This is a genomic window from Streptomyces sp. Y20, from assembly GCF_043195475.1.
Taxonomy (GTDB): domain Bacteria; phylum Actinomycetota; class Actinomycetes; order Streptomycetales; family Streptomycetaceae; genus Streptomyces.
Window position 1 is genome coordinate 242,915 of sequence record NZ_JBIDDP010000005.1, and the last position, 21,768, is coordinate 264,682.

Genomic DNA, 21,768 nt, shown 5'->3' on the forward strand with positions numbered 1-21,768 from the left:
CATCAAGCTTCCCTTACATATTGGGTTTTGCGTGTTAAATAGACGTAACCCTGCGGTAGTCGTAGCCAAACCCGGTCGGCCGGATGTCTTCGGGGAGCCCCGAGTGGATCGCACTGCCCAGCTCACAGCCCGTCCCGCACCCGGCGAGATCGCATACGATCCGCCGGACTCGGCGGTGTCCGCGCACGTCAGAGCGGCCCGGGTGCTGGACGCCAACTGGACGGGCAGCTCGACGGTCCCGTCCCGCGACCTGTATCCGCACCAGTGGTCCTGGGACTCGGCGTTCATCGCCATCGGACTGCGGCACGTCTCGCCGCTGCGCGCCCAGACCGAGCTGGAGACGCTGCTGACGGCCCAGTGGGCCGACGGGCGCGTCCCGCACATCGTGTTCAACCCCTCCGTACCGCTCGACGCGTACTTCCCGAGCCCCGACTTCTGGCGCTCCGCCACCGCCGGGCGCGCCGCGGGCGCCCCGCGCACCGTACAGACGTCCGGGATCGTGCAGCCACCCGTGCACGCGCTGGCGGCCTGGCTGGTGCACCGCGCCGACCCCGTGCTCTCCCGGGCCCGCGGCTTCCTGGCCCGGCTCCACCCGCGGCTGGCCGCCTGGCACCGGTATCTGCTGCACCGGCGGGACCTGGGCGGCGGCGGCCTGGTGTCCGTCGTCCACCCCTGGGAGCAGGGCATGGACAACAGCCCCTGCTGGGACGCCCCGCTCGCCCGGATCGCCCCGGCCCCGGCCCGCTCCTTCCACCGCGCCGACCTCGACCACGGCGCGCCCGGGGACCGGCCGACGGACCTGGACTACGGGCGGTACGTGCGGCTGGCCGCCGACTACCGGGACCGCGGATACACGCGGGAGGACGGTGAGTTCGCCGTCGAGGACCCGTCGTTCAACGCGCTTCTCATCGCCTCCGAGTACGCCCTCGCCCGGATCGCCGGGGAACTGGGCGCGGCCGGCACCGGCCGGTACGCCCGCGCCGAACGGCTGACGGCGGCGCTGGTGGAGCGGCTGTGGGACCCGCGGGCCGGGATGTTCCGCTGCCGGGACCTGCGGGGCGGGGGCCTCGTCGCCGAGCGCGCGGTCTCCGGCCTGGTCCCGCTGCTGCTGCCGGGCCTGCCCCGCGACATCGCCGCCGCGCTCGTGCGCACCCTGCGGGGGCCGCACTTCTCGTTCGGCGACCGCACCCGGCTCGTGCCGAGCTACGACCTCCTCGGCGAGGCGTTCGACCCGCACCGGTACTGGCGCGGCCCCGCCTGGTTCAACACCGGCTGGCTGGTGGAGCGCGGGCTGCGGACGCACGGCGAGACGGCGGCGGCCGACGCCCTGCGCGCGGCCGTGGTGCGGCTGGCCGACGCCTCCGGGTTCGCCGAGTACGTCGATCCGTTCACCGGTGAGGCCCGCGGTGCGGCCGGCTTCGGCTGGACCGCCGCGCTCGCGCTCGACCTGCTGGCCGCGGACCGCCCGGAACCGGGCGTGTCCCCGACGGGCGGTGGCGCGTTCGACAGGAGTGACAAGGGAGGGGACCAGAGATGACGGAACGGCATCATCTGCTCGTGCACGGTGCGACGTTCGCCGCCGTGGGTGACCGGGGCGACATCGGCGGAGTGCGGGGCGGGTGCCTGCCGGACGGCCTGTTCGTCCGGGACGCCCGGCATCTCAGCCGCTGGCAGCTCACCGTCGACGGCGCGGTGCCCGACGTGCTCGCGCCGGTCGCGGACGGGGACGCCGCCCGCTGCGTGCTGGTCCCCCGCGGCGGCCGGCAGGAACCGCCGGCCCACACCCTCTTCCGTGAACAGGCCGTCGGGGACAGCTCGTTGGTGGACTCGGTCACAGTGACCAGCAATCGCCCGGTGGCCACCACCGTACGGCTCGCGCTCACCGTCGACGCCGACTTCACCGACCAGTTCGAACTCCGCTCCGACCACCGCACCTACGTCAAGGCCGGCGCCGTACGCTCCCGCGAGATCCTCGACGACGGCATCGAGTTCACCTACCGGCGCGCCGAGTGGCGCTCCAGCACGACGATCACCGCCGATCCGCCCCCCGACTCCGTGGAGGAGACGGGCACCGGCGCCCGCCGCCTGGTGTGGACCCTCGACCTCGCACCGCACGGCACGACGGAGCTGGTGCTGCGGGTGATGGCCCGGGCGCACGGCGAGAAGCGGGCCCTGCGCGTGCCCCGGGACCCGGCCGCCGTGCACGCACAGACGCTGCGGCTGGAGGGCGAGTTCATGGAGGGGGTCGCCTTCCCGACCGGCTGGCCGGAGCTGGCGGCGGCCTGCGCCCGGGGCCTGGCCGACCTGGCGGCGCTCCAGATCCCCGCGCGCGGACCCGACGGCGAGGAGCTGCGGGTGCCGGCGGCCGGCGCCCCCTGGTTCCTCACCCTGATCGCCCGTGACGCGCTCCTCACCTCCCTCTTCACCCTGCCCTACCGCCCCCGGCCGGCCGCCGCCACCCTCCTCGCCCTCGCCGCCACCCAGGCGACCGGCGGCGGCATCTCCCGGGTCGCCCAGCCCGGCAAGATCGTGCACGAGGTCCGGCACGGCGAACTGGCCCACTTCGGGCAGGTCCCCTACGGCCGCTACTACGGCTCGGTCGACGCCACCCCGCTGTTCCTGATCCTGCTCGGCGCGTACGTCGAGCGGACCGGCGACACCGCCCTGGCCCGGCGGCTGGAGCCGCACGCGCGTGCCGCCGTCGGCTGGATGCTCGACCACGGCGGCCTCACCTCGCGCGGTTACCTCGTCTACCGCGCCGACGAGGGCGGCCTCGCCAACCAGAACTGGAAGGACTCCCCCGGCGCCATCTGCTGCGCCGACGGCACCCGGCCCAGCGGCGCGGTGATGGCGGCCGGCGCCCAGGGCTACGCGTACGACGCGCTGCGCCGTACGGCCGCGGTGGCGCGCGGGGTGTGGGCCGACGAGACGTACGCCGCGCTGCTGGAGCAGGCGGCGGCCGACCTGCGGGACCGGTTCCAGCGCGACTTCTGGATGCGTGAGCACTCCTTCCCGGCGCTCGCGCTGGACGGGCAGGGCCGCCGCATCGACGCGCTGGCGTCCGACGCCGGGCATCTGCTGTGGTCGGGGCTGCTGGACAAGGAGTACGGGGAGGTGGTGGGCCGGCGGCTGCTGGAGCCGGACTTCTTCTCCGGCTGGGGCGTGCGCACGGTCGCCTCCGGCCAGCCGGCGTACCACCCGCTGTCCTATCACCGCGGCTCGGTCTGGCCGCACGACAACGCGCTGATCACGCTGGGACTGGCCCGGTACGGGCTGCACGACGAGGCCCGTACGGTCGCGCACGCGCTGGTGGACGCGGCGGCGGCGACCGGGCACCGGCTGCCGGAGGTGTGGGCGGGGTACGGGCGGGACACGCACAGCGAGCCGGTGCCGTATCCGCACGCCTGCGTACGAGAGGCCCGCTCGGCGGCGGCACCGCTGGCCCTGCTGACGGCGGTGGGCGGCGCGTAGCGCCTCCCGGCGGGCGGCCGGGCGCGCGGGAGCGGGGCCCGGCGGACGGCACACCACCGGGGATCCCGCGGACGGCGGCCCACAAGGGGGGCCCGGCGGACGGACCGAGCGCGCAGGCTCCCGGCGACGCGCGAGCGCGCGGGCTCCCGGCGGCGCGCGAGCGAGCGGGCCCGGCGGACGGCGGGCCAAGGGGCCCGGCGGACGAGCTGGACCTGGAGGCTCCGGCGACGCGCGAGCGGGAGCGGGCCCCTCGAACGGCGGGCCCCGGGAGTCCCGGCGGGGGAGCTCGGACGTAGAACCCGGTGGACGCGATCCGCAAGGGCTTCGGGCGGACGCGCAGGCGTTAGCGGGATGCGGCGGCCGGCCGACCGCGGGGGTTCCGGCCGGCCAGCAGTACGGCGCATGGGCTGCCGGCCGGGGCTGGCGAGCGGGAGCGTCCCGGCGGGCACTGGACGACGCGGGCTCCCGGCGGCGCGCGAGCTGGAGCGGGGGTGTGCCGGCGGGTGGGCGAGCGAGAACGGGGTCCGGCGGCGACGGACCGCAGGAGGTGCCGGCCGGGGCTCGTCCCGGCGCCGGGGTGTTCAGGCTCCCGGTGGGCGCGCGGGAAAGCGCGGGGCGCGCACGCGGGGGTTCCGGCGCGCGCTCGTTGACCAGGTGTTTGCCCGGGGGGTGTGAACGGCGGTCGCCGGTGGGCCGTAACGGTGGGCATGAGCTCGCTCCAGTCAGCCGAGGAGGCGGTTGCCGCCGAGGTGGCAGCACCCGCCCCGCGCCCCTTCCGCCGCCCCTGGACCCTCTGGTCGGCGTGGCGACAGCGGTGGCGGGAGGAGCATCCGGCCGCCGCCCGGGCGCTGTCCGTCACCGTCACGGTGCTGGCCGCCGCCCTCGTCGTCGCGGCGCTCGTGATGCCCGACAAGGTGGTGGGGCTGGGGCCGGCGAAGTTCCTGCGGATTCCCGCCGAGGCGGTCATCGGCGCCGCCGTGCTGCTCGCGCTGCCGCGCCGGCCCCGGGTGGTGCTGGCGGCGGTGTCCGGGGTCGCGCTCGGGGCGATGACCGTGCTGAACGCGCTCGACATGGGTTTCAACCAGTACCTGGGCCGCGGCTTCAACGTGATCCTCGACTGGGAGCTGTTCGGCGACGCGGAGTCGTATCTGGAGGACTCCCTCGGCCGCACGACGACCCTGGCCGCCGTCGCCGGGGTGATCGTCGCCGTCGTGCTCCTCCTCGTGCTGCCGGCGCTGGCCATGGTCCGGCTGAGCAACCTGCTCGCCCGGCACACCGGTGCCGCGACCCGCGGCACGCTGGTCGCCGGGGTCGTCTGGATCACGTGTTCCTCGCTCGGCCTGGAGGTCGCCGGCGTGCCGGTCGCCGCGGACCGCACCGCCACCGCGCTGAAGGCGCAGGTCCGCCAGGTCTCGGCCACGCTGCGCGACGAGGCGGAGTTCCAAAAGGTGGCCCGCGTCGACGCGTTCGGGAACACCCCGGGCAGCCAGCTGGTCCCCGGCCTGCGCGGCAAGGACATGATCTTCACGTTCATCGAGAGCTACGGCCGCAGCGCCATCGAGGACCCGGTCATGGCCCCGGGCGTCGACGCCACCCTCGACACCCGCACCAAGGCCCTCGCCAGGGCCGGTTTCCACGCGAAGAGCGGCTGGCTGACCTCGGCGACCTACGGCGGCAGCAGCTGGCTCGGCCACTCCACCACCATGTCGGGCCTGTGGATCAGCAACCAGCAGCGCTACCGCACCGTCATGGCCAGCGACCACCTCAGCCTGACGGAGGCGTTCAAGAAGACCGGCGCGTTCGACACGGTCGGGGTCATGCCGGGCGTGCAGAAGGGCTGGCCGGAGCAGAAGTGGTACGGCCTCGACAAGGTCTACAACGCCTTCCGGCTCGGCTACCGGGGCCCGAAGTTCAGCTGGTCGACCATGCCCGACCAGTACGCCCTCCAGCAGTACCAGGAGCGGGTGCACAGCAAGCGGCCGGCCGGCGGCAGGTCGCGGATGTCGCTGCTCATCCTGACGTCGAGCCATCAGCCCTGGGCGCCGATCCCGAAGATGGTCGGCTGGGACCGGCTGGGTGACGGCTCGGTCTTCAGGGGCATCGAGGCGGCGGGCAACGACCCGGCGGACGTCATCGCCGACACCACCCGCTCGCGCGAGGAGTACGGCAAGTCGGTCCAGTACTCGGTGACCGCGCTCACCCAGTGGCTGGAGCGGTACGGCACCAAGGACACCGTCCTGGTGTTCCTCGGCGACCACCAGCCCATCGCCCGGGTCAGCGGCAACCACGCCAGCCGGGACGTGCCGGTCTCGATCGTCGCCAAGGATCCGAAGGTGCTGGACAAGGTCGCCGGCTGGGGCTGGACCGACGGGCTGCGGCCCGCGCACGACGCCCCGGTGTGGCGGATGAGTTCCTTCCGGGACCGCTTCCTCAGGGCGTACGGCTCCACGCCGCACCCGAAGAAGGGCTGATCAGCCGCCGGACGTGTCCAGTTCCGCGTCCTCGCTCACGCCCGCGCAGTCGTACGGGTCCTTCAGCCAGCCGTCCGGCAGCACCACCCGGTTGTTGCCGGACGTACGGCCGCGCGGCCCGTCCGCGCCGGCCGGCCAGCCCTGGCCGAGGTCCAGCTCGTCCAGCCCGGCCCGCAGCTCCGCCAGCGAGGACGTCACCGCGAGCCGCTTGCGCATCTCGGAGCCGACCGCGAACCCCTTGAGGTACCAGGCCACGTGCTTGCGGAAGTCGATGACACCGCGTGCCTCGTCACCGAGCCACTCCCCGAGCAGGGTGGCGTGCCGCACCATGACGTCGGCCACCTCGCGCAGGGCCGGCCGGCGGAAGTCGTCGCGGCCCTCGAACGCCGCCACCAGGTCCGCGAACAGCCACGGCCGCCCCAGACAGCCGCGGCCCACGACCACCCCGTCGCAGCCCGTCTCGCGCACCATCCGCAGGGCGTCCTGCGCCGACCAGATGTCGCCGTTGCCGAGCACGGGGATCTCCGGGACGTGCTCCTTCAGGCGGGCGATGGCGTCCCAGTCGGCGGTGCCGCCGTAGTGTTGGGCGGCCGTGCGGCCGTGCAGGGCGATCGCGGTGACCCCCTCCTCGACGGCGATGCGTCCGGCGTCGAGGTAGGTCATGTGGTCGTCGTCGATGCCCTTGCGCATCTTCATGGTCACCGGCAGGTCTCCCGCGCCGGTGACCGCCTCGCGCAGGATGGCCCGCAGCAGGTTCCGCTTGTAGGGCAGGGCGGAGCCGCCGCCCTTGCGGGTGACCTTCGGGACGGGGCAGCCGAAGTTCAGGTCGATGTGGTCGGCGAGGTCCTCCTCGGCGATCATGCGGACGGCCTTGCCGACGGTCGCCGGGTCGACGCCGTACAGCTGGAGGGAGCGCGGCCGCTCACTCGCGTCGAACCGGATCAGCTGCATCGTCTTGTCGTTGCGCTCGACCAGCGCCCGGGTCGTGATCATCTCGCTCACGAACAGGCCCTTGCCGCCGCTGAACTCCCGGCACAGCGTGCGGAAGGGCGCGTTGGTGATCCCCGCCATGGGGGCGAGCACGACGGGCGGCACGACGGCGTGCGGGCCGATGGTCAGCGGGTGGGTCATCGCGGGGCTCCGGAACGGACGTACGGCACAGGGCGAGCTCCCATTGTCCCTCACCGCGCGCGTCACTCGTCCGCCAGTGCCGCCAGCCGCTCCAGCCGCTCCTCGCTGTCCTCGTCGGCGGGCAGGTAGGCGACGACCCGGTGGGCCGGCGCCCGCGGGGCCAGCCACATGTTGCGGTGCTCCAGCCGGAGCAGGCCGACGCGCGGATGCCGGTACCGCTTGACGTGCGGGGACATCGGCGCGACCTCGTGCCGCTCCCACAGTTCGCGGAACTCCGCGGAGGCCGCCAGCAGCCGGTGCAGCTGCGCCTTCCAGGCGGGCTCGGCCACGTGCTCGGCCATGGCAGCCCGGTACTTGGCGATCATGTCGCGCAGCATCTCGTCCCGGTCGAGGAAGTCCCGCTTCCAGCGCTCGCTGACGGCCAGCAGCCACACGCAGTTCCGCTCGGCGGGGGGCAGCTCGGCGGGGTCGCCGAAGAGCTGGGCGAAGGGACGGTTGGCGGCGAGGACGTCGTAGCGGGCGTTCTGGAGGCTGGCCGGGTAGGGCGCGAGCCCTTCCACGACCTTGAGCGCGCCGTCGGAGGCGAGCGGGCACACGGCGTCGGTGCGCGGGTCGGCGGTGCCGGCGAGGGCGAAGAGGTGGGCCCGCTCGGCGGAGTCCATCAGCAGGGCGCGGGCGACCGCGTCCAGCACCTGCGCGGAGACGTGCGCGGCGCGGCCCTGCTCGATCCACGTGTACCAGGTGACGCCGACCGCGGAGAGCTGGGCGACCTCCTCCCGGCGCAGGCCCGGTGTGCGCCGGCGCGGGCCGCGGGGCAGCCCCACCTGCTCCGGGCTGACGCGTTCGCGCCGGCTGCGCAGGAAGGCGGCCAGTTCCCGGCGCCGGACGTGCTCGCTCCTCGCCGGGGGCTCCCCCGTGTGCGCCGGTCCCGCGATGGTCATGGCACCCAGGGTGCCGTGCCGCCGCACCCCGGTTCCAGTTGGTGCCGGTACCCGGATGAGCACCGTCTGGTACCCCGCTGGGCAATTCCCCCACAGTCGGGGCGTGACCACGACGACGACCTCCGCGACGACCGGCGCCCCACTGCGGCCCCTGGGCCCGCTGGGCCTGTTCACCCTCCTCCTCGGCACCGCGCTCCCGATGATCGACTTCTTCGTCGTCAACGTCGCCCTGCCGGCGATCGGAAACGATCTGCACGCTTCCGCGGCGACGCTGGAGATGGTCGTGGCGGCCTACGCGGTGGCGTACGCCGTCCTTCTCGTCCTCGGCGGGCGGCTCGGCGACGGCCACGGCCGGCGGCGGCTGTTCCTGTGGGGCGTGGCCGGCTTCGGGGTGACCTCGCTGGCCTGCGGGCTGGCGCCCGGCGCGTGGTGGCTGGTGGCCGCACGGGCCGCCCAGGGGGCGGCGTCGGCGGCGCTGCTGCCGCAGGTGCTGGCCACCCTGCACGCCACGACGTCCGGTGAGCGGCGGGCCCGCGCGGTCGCCCTGTACGGCTCGGTCGGCGGCGTGTCCGTCGTGCTCGGGCAGGTGCTGGGCGGGGTGCTGGTCGCCGCGGACCTGGCGGGCACGGGCTGGCGCGCGGTGTTCCTGGTGAACGTGCCGGTCGCGGTGGCGGCCTTCGGGTGTGCGCTGCGTACAGTGCCGGAGAGCCGGGCGGCGCGGCCCGCGCGGGGGGACCTCGCCGGTACGGCACTGCTGGCGGCGACCCTGACCGCGCTGCTGCTGCCGCTGACCGAGGGCCGGGCCGCGGGCTGGCCGCCGTGGTCGGTGCTGCTGCTGTGCGCCGCCCCGGTAGCGGCCGGGGTGTTCCACGCGGTGGAGCGGCGCGGTGAGCTGACCGGCGGGAGCCCGCTGCTGCCGCCGTCCCTGCTGGCCGCCCCGGAGATCCGCCGGGGGCTGCTGCTGGGCCTGCCGGTGTTCACCGGTTTCGCCGGCTGGATGTTCGTGAGCGCGGTCACGCTGCAAAAGGGCCTCGGGTACGGGGCGTTGCGGGCGGGGCTGACGCTGGTGCCGATGGGGGTGGCGCAGTTCGCCGCGTCGATGCTGGCGCCGCGCGCGGTACGGCGGTTCGGCGGGCGGGCGGTGACCCTGGCGGCGGTGCTGCACCTCGCGGGCCTGGCGACGGTCACGGCCACCGTGCTGCTCGGTCCCTGGCCGCGGCTGAGCCCGCTGCTGCTCGCGCCCGGCCTGGTCCTGTGCGGTGCGGGTCAGGGGCTCGAGCTGCCCCTGTACTACCGGATCCTGCTGGCGGCCGTCCCGGCCCGGCTGGCGGGCGCGGGCAGTGGCCTCGCGGCCACGCTCCAGCAGTCGTGCCTGGCCGTCGGGGTGGCGACGCTCGGCTCCCTGTTCCTGTCCCTGGTCCCCGGTCTGGGCATGCCGGAGGCGCTCGCGGTGGTGCTGTCGGTGCAGATGGCGGCCCTGGTGGGGCTGGGCGCGCTCGGCCTGCGGCTGCCCCGGGTGGCGGACTGAACGGGAGCCGGGGCCACCGGCCGACACGAAGCCGACACACCGCTCGATGTAACCCTCATTAGTTAGCCGCACTATCGAAATCGGCGTACGATGGAGCGCATGCCCGAGCTGAGCCATCGCCGACGTCTGCTCGTGCTCGCGATCTGCTGCATGAGCCTGCTGATCGTGAGCCTGGACAACACCGCGCTGAACGTGGCACTGCCCTCCATGCAGCGCGACCTGCACGCCGCCACGTCCGGCCTCCAGTGGACGATCGACGCGTACACGCTCGTCCTGGCCTCCCTGCTCATGCTCGCCGGCTCCACCGCCGACCGCATCGGCCGCAAACGCGTGTTCATGGCCGGCCTGGTGGTGTTCTCCATCGGGTCGCTGCTCTGCTCCCTCGCCCCGAACCTGGAACTCCTCATCGTGTTCCGCATGGTCCAGGCGGTGGGCGGCTCGATGCTCAACCCGGTCGCCATGTCGATCATCACCAACACCTTCACCGACGCGCGGGAACGCGCCCGCGCGATCGGCGTGTGGGGCGCCGTGGTCGGCATCTCCATGGCGGCAGGCCCACTGGTCGGCGGCCTGCTGGTGCAGTCGGTGAGCTGGCGTGCGATCTTCTGGGTCAACCTCCCCGTCGGCCTCGCCGCCCTCCTGCTCACCCTCCGCTTCGTCCCCGAGTCCCGCGCGCCCAGGGCCCGCCGCCCCGACCCGGTCGGCCAGCTGCTGGTGATCGCCCTGTTCGGCTCGCTGACGTACGCGATCATCGAGGCGCCGGACGCGGGCGCCGGCACGGTGGTGCCGTTCGCCGTGATCGCCGCAGCCGCCCTGCTGGCCCTGCTCAGGTACGAGCCCCGGCGCGACGAACCCCTCATCGACCTGCGCTTCTTCCGCTCGGCCCCGTTCAGCGGGGCCACCGTGATAGCGATCAGCGCGTTCGCGGCCCTGGGCGGCTTCCTGTTCCTGTCCACCCTGTACCTCCAGAACGTACACGGCCTCGACGCGCTGCACGCCGGCCTGTGGATGCTCCCGATGGCCGTGCCCACGTTCCTGTGCGCGCCCCTGTCCGGCCGTCTGGTCGGCAGCCGCGGCCCCCGCCTGCCCCTGCTCGTGGCCGGTACGGCGATGACCGCGAGCGCCGTCCTGTTCGCCGCGTTCGACGCGCAGACCACCGGCCCCACCCGCCTGGCCGGCTACGTCCTCTTCGGCATCGGCTTCGGCTTCGTGAACGCGCCCATCACCAACACGGCCGTCTCGGGCATGCCCCGGGCGCAGGCCGGCGTCGCCGCGGCCGTCGCCTCCACCAGCCGGCAGCTGGGCCAGACGCTCGGCGTCGCGGTGATCGGCGCGGTCCTGGCGTCCGGCATCGGCTCGTCGTCGTACCGGCACACGTTCGTCGCCGCCGCCCGCCCCGGCTGGTGGATCCTCGCCGGATGCGGCCTGGCCGTTCTGGTCCTCGGCCTGCTGACCAGCGGCCGGTGGGCCCGCCGCACGGCCGAACGCACGGCCCGCGACCTGGAGCCGGCGGAGACACGCGAGCCTGTGGGGGCCACGGGCCGGGGCTGAAGCCCGGTCCGGCCACGGCGCTGCTGCCCGTCTTCCGCTCCGCGTCGGCGTGGCAGGCAGGCCCCTGGAAGACAGCGGTGCGCGGGAGCGTTGACTGCGGGCATGAGGATCAGCGAGGCGTCCAGAGCCAGCGGTGTGAGTGCCAGGTCGTTGCGGTACTACGAGGACCAGGGCCTGATCGTCCCGGGCCGGCGCGGCAACGGGTACCGGGACTACTGCCGGTTCACCATCGACCGTGTCGGCGTCATCCGCTCCCTGCTGGAGTCCGGTCTGCCGGTGAGGTTGATCAGGGAAGTCCTGCCCCACCTCACCGCTGACCCCGACGCCGACGCGGGCGCGGCGGGCGCGGAGTTCCTGCGGGAGGTACGGAGGTACCGCGATCGGCTCGCCGCACGGATCGCCGGACTCAGCGAGCGGCAGGCGGCTCTCGACGCGTACCTGCGTGAGGCCGGCCCCGCTGACGGATGACCGCGGCTTGACCTTGACACCAGTGTGAGGCTCCTACCTTCCGGTGCATGGAGATCGACGAGCGGCGACCCGCCGCTGAGCAGACGGTACGGGCACTGGTCCAGCGGTCGCACCGAGGACCGATGGACTTGACCCTCACGACCGGGCGCCGCCCCGAGCCCGGGCCCGGCGAGTACCTGGTCCGAGTGGGCGCCGCCGGGGTCAACTTCGCGGACGTCGCGCAGAGCCACGGCACCTACGGAGGGGGCCCGCGGGCGCCCTACGTGGCAGGCTTCGAAGCCGCCGGCGAGATCGTGGGTGCCGGCCCGGGCATCGAGGGTCCGCTCCCACTCGGCACCCACGTCGTCGGCACCGGACCGGGTGCCTTCGCGCAGTACATGACGATGCCGGCGGCGGGCGCGCTCCCCGTCCCGTCCGGCTGGAGCGACGCGGCAGCCCTCGGCCTGGTGCTGAACTGGGCCACCGCGTTGGCGGCCCTGAAGCCGTTGGGCGAGATCAGGACAGGTGACGTAGTGCTCGTCCATGCCGCGGCCGGAGGCGTGGGACAGGCCGCCGTCCGCCTCGCCCGCCACTACGGTGCGCACGTGATCGCCACGGCGTCACCGGGCAAGCACGACACCGTACGGGCTCTCGGCGTCGACGACGTCCTGGACGGCGCACGCCCCGATCTGGCCGAGGAGATCCTCCGCCTCACCGGCGGTGTCGACCTGGTCCTGGAATCGGTGGGACGGGCCACGTTCGAGGTCAGCCTGTCGGTCGCCAAGCCCTTCACCGGACGCGTCGTCGTGTTCGGCGCCGCGTCCGGCGACGCCGGCATCAGCACGCACGACCTGGTGTTCACCCATCAGGTCCAGATCAAGGGCCTGCACATCGGCGCGCTCGCGACCGCGGTGCCGTCCCTCTACGCGTCGTTGCTCGCCGAACTCACCGCGCTCATCGCTCAAGGCGTGTATCCGCCCGGCACTCCCCGGGTCCATCCCCTGGCCGAGGGGCCGGCAGTGCTCCGGCGGCTGGAGTCGGGCCTGACCCGTGGCAAGCACGCCCTCGATCCGTGGCGCTAGGACGCCACGTGACTCAGTTCTCCCGGACGCGCGTCACGGGTGCGTGGGTGATGGGGAAGTTCACCGAGCGGGCGATGAAGCACACGGCGGGTACGTCGCCGTGCAGGGAGCGCGCCTTCTCCACCATCGACGCGTCGGCGACCGTCACCTCGGGACGCAGGACGACCTCCGTGATCCGGCCCCCGCCGCCGCTCTCGTCCATGGTCATGACCCCGTGGGCGTGATCCTCGTAGTCGGTCACGGTGACCCCGCCGACAGCACACAGGTGGAGGTACCAGAGCATGTGGCACTGGGCGACGGAGGCCACGAGCAACTCCTCGGGGTTCCACCGCGCGGGGTCCCCGCGGAACGCGGGATCCGAGGAGGCGGCGATCCCGGCCTTGCCGTCCGCCAGCACCTCGTGATCCCGGCTGAAGGACCGGTAACCGTCCGTCCCCGACCCGAGGTTGCCCGTCCACTCGACCGTCACGTCGTAGGTATGCGTCGCCGTCATGAGGCCAGAGCCTAGAAGGTGCCCGGCCGCGACGGCCACCGGCGGCGGCCCCGGCCGACCCCGCCCTCGACGCCTGGTTCGGCGTGATGAGACCGCTGGGCACGCCGCGCCGCGACCGTAGCCACGCCCACAGAGCTGCGGAACGCGTCGTGCGTCTGCCGGGCCGGCAGTCCGCTGCGTCGGTCCCGCTCGACCCGATGCGCATGCGGGTCATCGCGTACACGCGTGTCCTCCTGCGGTGTCCCCCCTACGCTGTGGCCCACGACGGAATGCCGCCGTCTCGGTCAGGGGGAACCTCATGGAGCAGCTTCGGGAGCTCGTCGTCCGCTACGGAGATTGCGAACAGAAGCCCGTGCGCTTCCGTCCAGGGACGTGGCGCTCACGGTTGGAGCCGCATGGGGCGGAACACGTGCTCGATATCGGCGTCGAAGCCGAGAGCAGGCCGAGCGGTGACCGCCTCATCAGCCGCGGCGACCTGGCCCGTCTCCGTGACCGCGTCGGTGACGACGATCCCGACGGCCTGCGCGACCTGTTCGTGGCCGTCATGATCTGGGGCTCCGGCACCGCCAACGGACGCGGGCCGCGGTACACCGAAGCGGCCCTGTGCGACCCGCGTCTGCCCAGCGTCCTGCGGACCACGCGCGCGACGGTCCGCAGGGGTGACCTGAGCAGGGCCTATCGGCAGTTCGTGATCAAGGGAGTGGGGCGGTCCTTCTTCACCAAGTGGTTCGCGGCCGTGGACGACCGCGACGCCACGTGTGAGCGGGCCCTGATCCTCGACGACCGGGTCTTTCGCTCACTGAACGCCCTCGGGTGGTCCAGTTGGCAGGTGGCCGGCACTCACCACTGGCCCACCCGCTACGCCACCTACGTCAGCTCCATGCACGGCTGGGCCGCGTCCCTGGGCGTCCCGGCGGATCGGCTGGAGTGGCTCCTCTTTCATCTGAACGGTCGTGTGGACGGGCAATGAGCCCGGGCAGCCGCGGTCTTTGGGAGCCTCGATCGCCAACCCGGGCGAACGGTGGGAGGCAGTCGGCCCTTGGGCCGGTGCCCGCGGCCGGGGCCGCGAACGCGCGCTCGGCTTCCGGGTGCGCCGGCGATGAGTTCCGGTGGTGGGGCGGGTCGTAGGAAGGGACGGTGACGGTGGCGCCGTCCCTCGATCGGCGAACGGAGGCCGAGGACATGACCGGGACCGCACTGCGCGCGATGCTGCACCGGTACGTCGAGGGCAAAGGCGTGCCCGGCGCTGTGGGGCTGGTCGCCCGTGGGGACGACGTCGAGGCTGTGGCCGTCGGGCATCGGCACGTGGGCGGTGCGGCTCCGATGGCCCGGGACTCGCTCTTCCGGATCGCCTCGCTGACCAAGCCGGTGACGGCGGCGGGCGTGCTGGCGCTGGTGGACGAGGGCCGGATCGCGCTGGACGACCCGGTGGCGCGGTGGCTGCCGGAGCTGGCGGAGCCGGTGGTGGTGCGCACCCCGTCCGCCGCCGTGGACGACGTGGTCCCCGCAGAACGGCCGATCACGGTGGAGGACCTGCTCAGTTCGCGCACCGGCTGGGGCTTCCCCTCGGACTTCACGCTGCCGGCGGTCACCGCGCTGTTCGAGGTGCAGAAGGACGGCCGCGCCCCGCAGGCCTACCCCGCCCCGGACGACTGGCTGGCCGCCCTGGCCCGGGTGCCGCTGCTGTACCAGCCGGGTGCGGCCTGGTTGTACGGCACCTCGTCCGATCTCCAGGGCCTGCTGATCGCGCGGGTGTCGGGCCGTACGCTCCCGGAGTTCCTGGCCGAGCGGATCTTCGAACCGCTCGGCATGCGGGACACGGTGTTCGCGGTACCGGCGGCGGAGCGGGACCGGTTCACCTCGTACTACCGGCCGGGTGCCGGTGGCGTGCTGGAGCCGGTGGACGGCCCGGACGGCGACTGGAGCCGAATGCCCCCGTTCCCCTCCGGTCAGGGCGGGCTCGTCTCGACGGCCGACGACTGGCTGCGCTTCGCCCGCATGCTGCTGGCCGGCGGGGAGGCGCGCGGGCATCGGCTGCTCTCGGCGGCCTCCGTCAGCCGGATGACGAGCGATCAGCTGAACGACGCGCAGCGGGAGAGCGGCCGGCTGTTCCTTCAGGGGCAGGGCTGGGGGTACGGGGGCCAGGTCGACATCGACCGGACCGAGCCCTGGAACGTGCCGGGCCGCTACGGCTGGGTCGGCGGCACGGGCACCACCGCCCACCTGGTCCCGGCCACCGGCACCGTCGCGATCCTGCTGACCCAGGTCGCGATGACCGACCCCACGCCGACCCCGCTGATGCGGGACTTCTGGCGGATCAGCGCGTGACGGGTCCGCGCATGCCGGATCACCGCATGCCGGATCAGCGCGTGCCGGATCAGCGCGTGCCGGATCAGCGCGTGCCGGATCAGCGCGTGCCGGGTGCCGACAGGCCGCGTACCAGCAGGTCCACCACGGCCTGGAACTCCTCCTCGGCGCCGGGGCGCCGCCACTGCCCCGCGTGGCAGGGGTCGTGGAAGCGGCTGGTGGCCTGGAAGACGGCGCGGGCCGCGGCGGCCGGGTCGGGCACCGAGAAGGCGCCCGACGCGGTCCCGGCCGTGATGATCCCGGTCAGCTGGGCGGTCAGATCGGCTATGTGCTGGCCGACCACCGTCCCGTTCTCCGCCGCCAGCACCCCGTACGTCGCGAACAGTTCGGGATCGTCGTGCGCCTTGCGGCGTTTGGCGTCGAACAGTTCCCTGAGCCAGGCGCGCAGCCGCTCCTGCGGGTCGCGGTCCTCGACGGCGGTGCCGGCGAGCGACCGGCACGTACGGTCCAGCCACCGCTTCGTGACCGCTTCGCGCAGCGCCGCCTTGGTCCGGAAGTGCCGGTAGACGCTGCCGTGGCTGACGCCGAGCGCGCGGGCCACGTCGACCACGGTGGCCTTGGCCGGGCCGTGGCGGCGCAGCACCTCCTCGGTCGCCTCGAGGATGCGCTCGGCGGTCAGGATCTCGCTGGTCGGTGGCATGCTCTAGACCGTACCCGCCGGGGGATTCAGCGCTCGCTGTCGAGGTGTGCCATCTGCGCGGCCGGGTAGCGCTCTCCGGCCGCCGCGTCCGCCGGGATCGCCTTCTCGACGGCCGCGAGGTCGGCCGCGTCCAGGGTGACGTCGAGGGCGCCCAGGGATTCGGTCAGCCGCTCGCGGGTGCGGGCGCCGACCAGCGGCACGATGTCCTCGCCTCGGGAGAGGACCCAGGCGATGGCGATCTGCGCGACGGTGGCGTCCTTCCGCCCGGCGATCTCACGGAGGGCGTCGACCAGGTCGAGGTTGTGCCGGAGGTTGTCGCCCTGGAAGCGGGGCGAGTGGGCGCGGAAGTCGTTCGCGGCCAGCTGCCGGTCGCGGGAGAAGTGGCCGGAGATGAGCCCGCGGGAGAGCACGCCGTACGCGGTGATGCCGATGCCCAGTTCGCGGGTGGTGGGCAGGATGTCCTGCTCGATGCCGCGCGACAGGAGCGAGTACTCGATCTGGAGGTCGGCGATCGGGGCGGTGGCGGCGGCCCGCCGGACGGTCTCGGCGCCGACCTCGCTGAGGCCCACGTGCCGGACGTGCCCCTTCTCGATCAGTTCGGCGATGGCGCCGACGGTCTCCTCGATCGGCACGTCCGGGTCGAGGCGGGCGATGCGGTAGACGTCGATGTGGTCGACGCCCAGGCGCTGGAGGGAGTAGGCGGCGAAGTTGCGTACGGCGGCGGGGCGGCCGTCGTAGCCGCTCCAGTTGCCGTCCGGGTCGCGCAGGGCGCCGAACTTCACGCTGACCAGAGCCTGTTCGCGGCGGGCCGGCGGGGCTGTGCGCAGGGCCTCGCCGACGAGCATCTCGTTGTGGCCCATGCCGTAGAAGTCGCCGGTGTCGAGCAGGGTGACGCCCGCTTCCAGGGCGGCGTGGACCGTCGCGACGGACTCCGCGCGGTCCGCGTCGCCGTAGAGGGCGGACATGCCCATGCAGCCCAGGCCGAGGGCGGAGACCTGGGGGCCGGTGGTACCGAGGTTTCGGGTTCGCAGCGTCATGCCCCCAGCCTGTCACGAATGACTGACAGATTTCAATATCTGTCAGCTGACATTTGTCAGTCCACCCGCCGTGCGACCCGCTCCCTCGACTCCCTCAGACATCTGGTCCAGACCTCTTGACGGAAGGTCTGGACCAACCGCACTGTCATAGCCCCGACTGTCATGCCTCCGACACCGCACCCCCCCGTTACCGCACCGCACCGCACCGCACCCCACCTCACCGCACCCCACCGGGAGGACCGCATGCTCCGCCGCACGTTGCGCCTGCTCACCGCCGCCGTCACCACGGCCGTCCTCGCCCCGCTCGCCCTCACCGCCGCGCCGGCCGCCTCCGCCGCTCCCACCACCGCCGGCGCCGACACCTGCGCGGTGAAGTCGCGGCCGGCGGGCAAGGTGCTCCAGGGTTACTGGGAGAACTGGGACGGCGCCGCCAACGGCGTCCACCCGCCCTTCGGCTGGACCCCGATCACCGACTCCCGCATCCCCGCCCACGGCTACAACGTGATCAACGCGGCCTTCCCGGTGATCCGTTCGGACGGCACGGCCCTGTGGGAGGACGGCATGGACTCCGGCGTGAAGGTGGCCACGCCCGCCGAGATGTGCCAGGCGAAGGCGTCCGGGCAGACGATCCTGCTCTCCATCGGCGGCGCGGCGGCCGGCATCGACCTGTCGTCCTCCACGGTCGCCGACCGCTTCGTGTCGACCATCGTGCCGATCCTGAAGAAGTACAACTTCGACGGCATCGACATCGACATCGAGACGGGCCTCACGGGCAGCGGGAACATCGGGCAGCTCTCGCCCTCCCAGGCCAACCTGATCCGCATCATCGACGGCATCCTCGCCCAGATGCCGTCCGGCTTCGGTCTGACGATGGCCCCGGAGACCGCGTACGTCACCGGCGGCAGCATCACCTACGGCTCGATCTGGGGCGCGTACCTGCCGGTCATCAAGAGGTACGCGGACAACGGCCGTCTGTGGTGGCTGAACATGCAGTACTACAACGGCAGCATGTACGGCTGCTCCGGCGACTCCTACTCGGCGGGCACGGTGCAGGGCTTCACCGCGCAGACCGACTGCCTGAACAAGGGCCTGGTGGTGCAGGGCACGACGATCAGGGTGCCCTACGACAAGCAGGTCCCGGGGCTGCCCGCCCAGTCCGGCGCGGGCGGCGGCTACATGTCCCCCTCCCTGGTCTCCCAGGCCTGGAAGCACTACGGCACGTCGCTCAAGGGCCTGATGACGTGGTCCCTCAACTGGGACGGGTCGAAGAACTGGACGTTCGGCGACAACGTCAAGGCGCTCCAGGGCCGCTGACCTGGCCGTTCGGCCGCCGGCACCGGCTCCCGGTGCCGGCGGCCGAACGCGCTAACGCTCCCGCGGTTCCGCCAGCGCCCTGAGCGCCGGCCGGAGCAGCGCGGCCGTGCGGTCGGCCGGGGCGTCCTTCAGCGGGGGCAGGCCGAGCAGCTGGTGGCCGACGGTGACGCCGAGCAGGGTGGTGACGACCAGTGCGGCGCGCAGCTCGGGGTCCGCGCCCGCGGGAAGGGCGGCGGCGACGGTGTCGATCTGCCGGCCGAGGGTGCCGCGGACCTGGTCGGCGGCTGCCGGGTCGGTGAGCATGGACCGCATCATCACCAGCGCACCCTCGGGGAGTCCTCCGAGTTCGAGGCCGAGCGCGGCCAGCAGTTGTTCGACGAGCGCGTCGGTGCCGGTGGCCGTCGGCAGCGCGGGGAGCGTCTGCGCGATCCGGGTGAACAGCTCGCGCTTGGAGCCGAAGTACTGCATGACCAGGGCCGGGTCGACGCCCGCCGCGGTCGCCACGGCGCGGATGGTGGTGCGGTCGAATCCCTTCTCGGCGAACAGCTCCCGCGCGCTGTCGAGGATGCGTGCCTCGGTGGCGCGGCGGCGGTCGGCGCCGAACCGGTGAGGGCTGGACACGCCTTCACCCTACGACCGTTGACCGAGCGTCGCCCGGTGGCCGGGCCTGGCCCCCGCGCGGCCGTGGACGGCGGGCCCGCCCGACGGCGTGAGCAGCGCGCAGCCCGCCCCTGCGCCCGCGTCGGGGCGGAGGGACGGGCCGGGGTGGCCGGTTCGGCCGGTGTCAGCAGCCCAGCAGGCGGCTGGCCAGGTAGCCCTCGATCTGGTCGAGGGAGACGCGCTCCTGCTTCATGGTGTCGCGCTCGCGCACGGTCACCGCGTTGTCCTCGAGCGTGTCGAAGTCGACGGTCACGCAGTACGGCGTACCGATCTCGTCCTGGCGACGGTAGCGGCGGCCGATGGCGCCCGCGTCGTCGAACTCGATGTTCCAGTTCTGCCGCAGGGCCTGGGCGAGACCCTTGGCCTTCGGGGACAGCTCCGGGTTGCGCGACAGCGGGAGGACGGCGACCTTCACCGGGGCGAGCCGGTGGTCGAGGCGCAGCACCGTCCGCTTCTCCATCTTGCCCTTGGCGTTGGGCGCCTCGTCCTCGACGTAGGCGTCGAGCAGGAAGGCCAGCATGGTGCGGCCGACGCCCGCCGCGGGCTCGATGACGTACGGCGTCCAGCGCTCGCCGGCCTCCTGGTCGAAGTAGGAGAGGTCCTGGCCGGAGGCCTTGGAGTGGGCGCCGAGGTCGTAGTCGGTGCGGTTGGCGACACCCTCGAGCTCGCCCCACTCCGAGCCGCCGAACTGGAAGCGGTACTCGATGTCGGCGGTGCGCTTGGAGTAGTGGGAGAGCTTCTCCTTCGGGTGCTCGTACCAGCGCATGTTCTCCTCGCGCAGGCCCAGCCCGGTGTACCAGCCCCAGCGCTGCTCCATCCAGTACTCCTGCCACTGCTCGTCCTCGCCCGGCTTGACGAAGAACTCCATCTCCATCTGCTCGAACTCGCGGGTGCGGAAGATGAAGTTGCCAGGAGTGATCTCGTTGCGGAACGACTTGCCCATCTGGGCGATGCCGAACGGCGGCTTGCGGCGCGAAGTGGTCTGCACCTGGGCGAAGTTGGTGAAGATGCCCTGGGCGGTCTCGGGGCGCAGGTAGGCGACGGAGCCGGAGTCCTGGGTCGGGCCGAGGTGGGTGGAGAGCAGGCCGGAGAACTGCTTGGGCTCGGTGAACTGGCCCTTGTTGCCACAGTTCGGGCAGTTGATGTCCGCCAGGCCGTTCGCCGGGGCGTGGCCCTTCTTCTCCTCGTACGACTCTTCCAGGTGGTCGGCACGGAACCGCTTGTGGCACGAGGTGCACTCGGTCAGCGGGTCCGTGAAGGTGGCGACGTGACCGGAGGCGACCCAGACCTCGGAGGCCAGGATGACGGACGAGTCGATACCGACCACGTCCTCGCGCGACGTCACCATGTAGCGCCACCACTGGCGCTTGATGTTCTCCTTCAGCTCGACACCCAGCGGTCCGTAGTCCCAGGCGGCACGCTGTCCGCCGTAGATCTCACTGCACGGGAAAACGAAGCCACGGCGCTTGCTCAGGCTGACGATGGTGTCGATCTTGTCGGCGGCCACGGTGCTCTCTTCATTACGACGACGGGCGTTGAAGCGAGATGCTTCCAGCGAATGATTCAGGTTACCGGCGCATGCTCCCCCACGACCAAATCGGCCCCCGTGAAGACCATCTGGTGAGCGTAGTTGACAACGGTTTCCATGTTTGTTGAAAATGACTGTCATGAACGAACGTCGTCGCCTGATATCCGCCGCCGCGGTCGCCGCCGTCGCCGCCCTCGGGGCCGGCACGCTGTCCGGCTGCTCCCGCGGCCCGGCGGTGGTGGCCAACACCAGCAGGTTCGACGTCGTCGCGTCGTTCTACCCGATGGCCTTCCTCGCCGAGCGGATCGGCGGAAAGCACGTCCGCGTCACCACGCTCACCTCCCCCGGCCAGGAGCCGCACGACCTGGAGATCAGCCCCCGGCAGATCGCCCAGCTGGAGGAGTCCGACGCCGTCCTGTACCTGAAGGGCCTCCAGCCCTCCGTCGACGAGGCGGTGGCCCAGTCCCCGGTCGGCACCAAGATCGACGCGGCCGGCCTGACCACGCTGGAGGAGCACGGCACCGAGGTGGGCGGCCACGCGGCCGGGCACGACAGCCACCAGGACGGCGAGAGGGCGGGCAAGGACCCGCACATCTGGCTCGACCCGGTGAAGTACGCCCAGGTCGCCGAGGGCGTCGGCAGGGCCTTCGAGAAGGCCGACCCCCGGCACGCGGCCGACTACCGGAAGAACACCGCGACCCTGACCGGCGAGCTGGCCGCCCTGGACCTCCGGTTCCGGCATGGCCTCGCGCACACCCGGAGCAAGGTCTTCCTCACCACGCACGCCGCGTTCGGTTACCTCGCCGAGCGCTACGGCCTCACCGAGGAGGCCGTCAACGGCCTCGACCCCGAGTCGGAGCCGAGCGCCGCGCGCGTGAAGGACCTGGAGCGCACGGCCCGGGCCGACGGTGTCAGCACCGTCTTCTACGAGACGCTCGTCAGTGACAAGACCGCGCGGACCCTCGCCCACGACACGGGCCTGCGGACCGACGTCCTCGACCCGCTCGAAGGCATCACCGACAAATCCCGCGGCGAGGACTACCTCGCCGTCCAGCAGGCCAACCTCGAGGCACTCCGCCGGGCGCTGGGCGCCAAGTGACCGGCACG

Annotated in this window: 18 protein-coding genes; 11 read left to right on the plus strand and 7 right to left on the minus strand. The window is 73.0% G+C overall.

The window, feature by feature from the left end:
- The first annotated feature begins 103 nt into the window (after positions 1 to 103).
- From ACGFT1_RS15450 to ACGFT1_RS15460, 3 genes are all read left to right on the plus strand, one after another.
- On the plus strand, positions 104 to 1,537 hold the full coding sequence (locus ACGFT1_RS15450; RefSeq protein WP_373909468.1) for a hypothetical protein: 1,434 nt from the start codon (positions 104 to 106) through the stop codon (positions 1,535 to 1,537).
- Positions 1,534 to 3,471 (plus strand): glycogen debranching N-terminal domain-containing protein, encoded by a 1,938-nt coding sequence (locus ACGFT1_RS15455; protein WP_373909469.1) that lies wholly within the window; start codon positions 1,534 to 1,536, stop codon positions 3,469 to 3,471. Before ACGFT1_RS15450 ends, ACGFT1_RS15455 begins: the two co-directional genes overlap by 4 nt.
- 707 nt (positions 3,472 to 4,178) lie before the next feature.
- A complete protein-coding gene (locus ACGFT1_RS15460) occupies positions 4,179 to 5,942 on the plus strand; it encodes a CDP-alcohol phosphatidyltransferase (protein WP_373909470.1) in 1,764 nt (587 codons plus the stop codon).
- Here the strand turns inward: ACGFT1_RS15460 and dusB are convergent, their stop codons facing one another.
- Both dusB and ACGFT1_RS15470 read right to left on the minus strand, forming a co-directional pair.
- Positions 5,943 to 7,073, minus strand: a complete 1,131-nt coding sequence (gene dusB, locus ACGFT1_RS15465; RefSeq protein ID WP_373909471.1) for a tRNA dihydrouridine synthase DusB — start codon at positions 7,071 to 7,073, stop codon at positions 5,943 to 5,945.
- Between the two features lie 62 nt (positions 7,074 to 7,135).
- Positions 7,136 to 8,014 (minus strand): helix-turn-helix transcriptional regulator, encoded by an 879-nt coding sequence (locus ACGFT1_RS15470; RefSeq protein ID WP_373909472.1) that lies wholly within the window; start codon positions 8,012 to 8,014, stop codon positions 7,136 to 7,138.
- 103 nt (positions 8,015 to 8,117) lie between these two features.
- On the opposite strand from ACGFT1_RS15470, the gene ACGFT1_RS15475 reads away from it, so the two are divergent.
- The 4 genes from ACGFT1_RS15475 to ACGFT1_RS15490 all read left to right on the plus strand — a co-directional run bounded on the left by ACGFT1_RS15475 (position 8,118) and on the right by ACGFT1_RS15490 (position 12,622).
- Entirely contained in the window at positions 8,118 to 9,542 is a 1,425-nt protein-coding gene (locus ACGFT1_RS15475) for an MFS transporter (RefSeq protein ID WP_373909473.1), read from the plus strand.
- Positions 9,543 to 9,641: 99 nt separating this feature from the next.
- The gene (locus ACGFT1_RS15480) at positions 9,642 to 11,093 is read left to right on the plus strand and encodes an MFS transporter (protein ID WP_373909474.1); all 1,452 of its coding nucleotides are present in this window, start codon (positions 9,642 to 9,644) and stop codon (positions 11,091 to 11,093) included.
- A gap of 102 nt (positions 11,094 to 11,195) precedes the next feature.
- A complete protein-coding gene (locus tag ACGFT1_RS15485; protein ID WP_373909475.1) occupies positions 11,196 to 11,561 on the plus strand; it encodes a MerR family transcriptional regulator in 366 nt (121 codons plus the stop codon).
- Between the two features lie 47 nt (positions 11,562 to 11,608).
- Positions 11,609 to 12,622 (plus strand): zinc-binding dehydrogenase, encoded by a 1,014-nt coding sequence (locus ACGFT1_RS15490; protein WP_373909476.1) that lies wholly within the window; start codon positions 11,609 to 11,611, stop codon positions 12,620 to 12,622.
- Positions 12,623 to 12,635: 13 nt separating this feature from the next.
- Here the strand turns inward: ACGFT1_RS15490 and ACGFT1_RS15495 are convergent, their stop codons facing one another.
- Entirely contained in the window at positions 12,636 to 13,115 is a 480-nt protein-coding gene (locus tag ACGFT1_RS15495) for an OsmC family protein (RefSeq protein ID WP_373909477.1), read from the minus strand.
- A gap of 298 nt (positions 13,116 to 13,413) precedes the next feature.
- Here ACGFT1_RS15495 and ACGFT1_RS15500 point away from each other — a divergent pair, with 298 nt between their 5' ends.
- Together ACGFT1_RS15500 and ACGFT1_RS15505 are read left to right on the plus strand one after the other, a co-directional pair.
- The gene (locus ACGFT1_RS15500) at positions 13,414 to 14,085 is read left to right on the plus strand and encodes a hypothetical protein (RefSeq protein WP_373909478.1); all 672 of its coding nucleotides are present in this window, start codon (positions 13,414 to 13,416) and stop codon (positions 14,083 to 14,085) included.
- Positions 14,086 to 14,297: 212 nt separating this feature from the next.
- Positions 14,298 to 15,443, plus strand: coding sequence for a serine hydrolase domain-containing protein (locus ACGFT1_RS15505; protein ID WP_373909479.1), 1,146 nt, complete (start codon positions 14,298 to 14,300; stop codon positions 15,441 to 15,443).
- A gap of 79 nt (positions 15,444 to 15,522) precedes the next feature.
- Here the strand turns inward: ACGFT1_RS15505 and ACGFT1_RS15510 are convergent, their stop codons facing one another.
- Both ACGFT1_RS15510 and ACGFT1_RS15515 read right to left on the minus strand, forming a co-directional pair.
- Complete coding sequence (locus ACGFT1_RS15510) at positions 15,523 to 16,122, minus strand: TetR/AcrR family transcriptional regulator (protein WP_373909480.1); 600 nt, start codon at positions 16,120 to 16,122, stop codon at positions 15,523 to 15,525.
- 26 nt (positions 16,123 to 16,148) lie between these two features.
- Entirely contained in the window at positions 16,149 to 17,159 is a 1,011-nt protein-coding gene (locus ACGFT1_RS15515; RefSeq protein ID WP_373909481.1) for an aldo/keto reductase, read from the minus strand.
- 243 nt (positions 17,160 to 17,402) lie between these two features.
- Here ACGFT1_RS15515 and ACGFT1_RS15520 point away from each other — a divergent pair, with 243 nt between their 5' ends.
- On the plus strand, positions 17,403 to 18,473 hold the full coding sequence (locus ACGFT1_RS15520) for a chitinase (RefSeq protein ID WP_373909482.1): 1,071 nt from the start codon (positions 17,403 to 17,405) through the stop codon (positions 18,471 to 18,473).
- A gap of 51 nt (positions 18,474 to 18,524) precedes the next feature.
- Here ACGFT1_RS15520 and ACGFT1_RS15525 read toward each other — a convergent pair whose 3' ends face one another.
- Positions 18,525 to 19,094, minus strand: a complete 570-nt coding sequence (locus ACGFT1_RS15525) for a TetR family transcriptional regulator (RefSeq protein ID WP_373909483.1) — start codon at positions 19,092 to 19,094, stop codon at positions 18,525 to 18,527.
- A gap of 163 nt (positions 19,095 to 19,257) precedes the next feature.
- On the minus strand, positions 19,258 to 20,640 hold the full coding sequence (locus tag ACGFT1_RS15530; RefSeq protein WP_373909484.1) for a glycine--tRNA ligase: 1,383 nt from the start codon (positions 20,638 to 20,640) through the stop codon (positions 19,258 to 19,260).
- Positions 20,641 to 20,800: 160 nt separating this feature from the next.
- Between ACGFT1_RS15530 and ACGFT1_RS15535 the strand changes: the two genes are divergently transcribed.
- Positions 20,801 to 21,760, plus strand: a complete 960-nt coding sequence (locus ACGFT1_RS15535; RefSeq protein ID WP_373909485.1) for a metal ABC transporter substrate-binding protein — start codon at positions 20,801 to 20,803, stop codon at positions 21,758 to 21,760.
- Positions 21,761 to 21,768 lie beyond the last annotated feature (8 nt).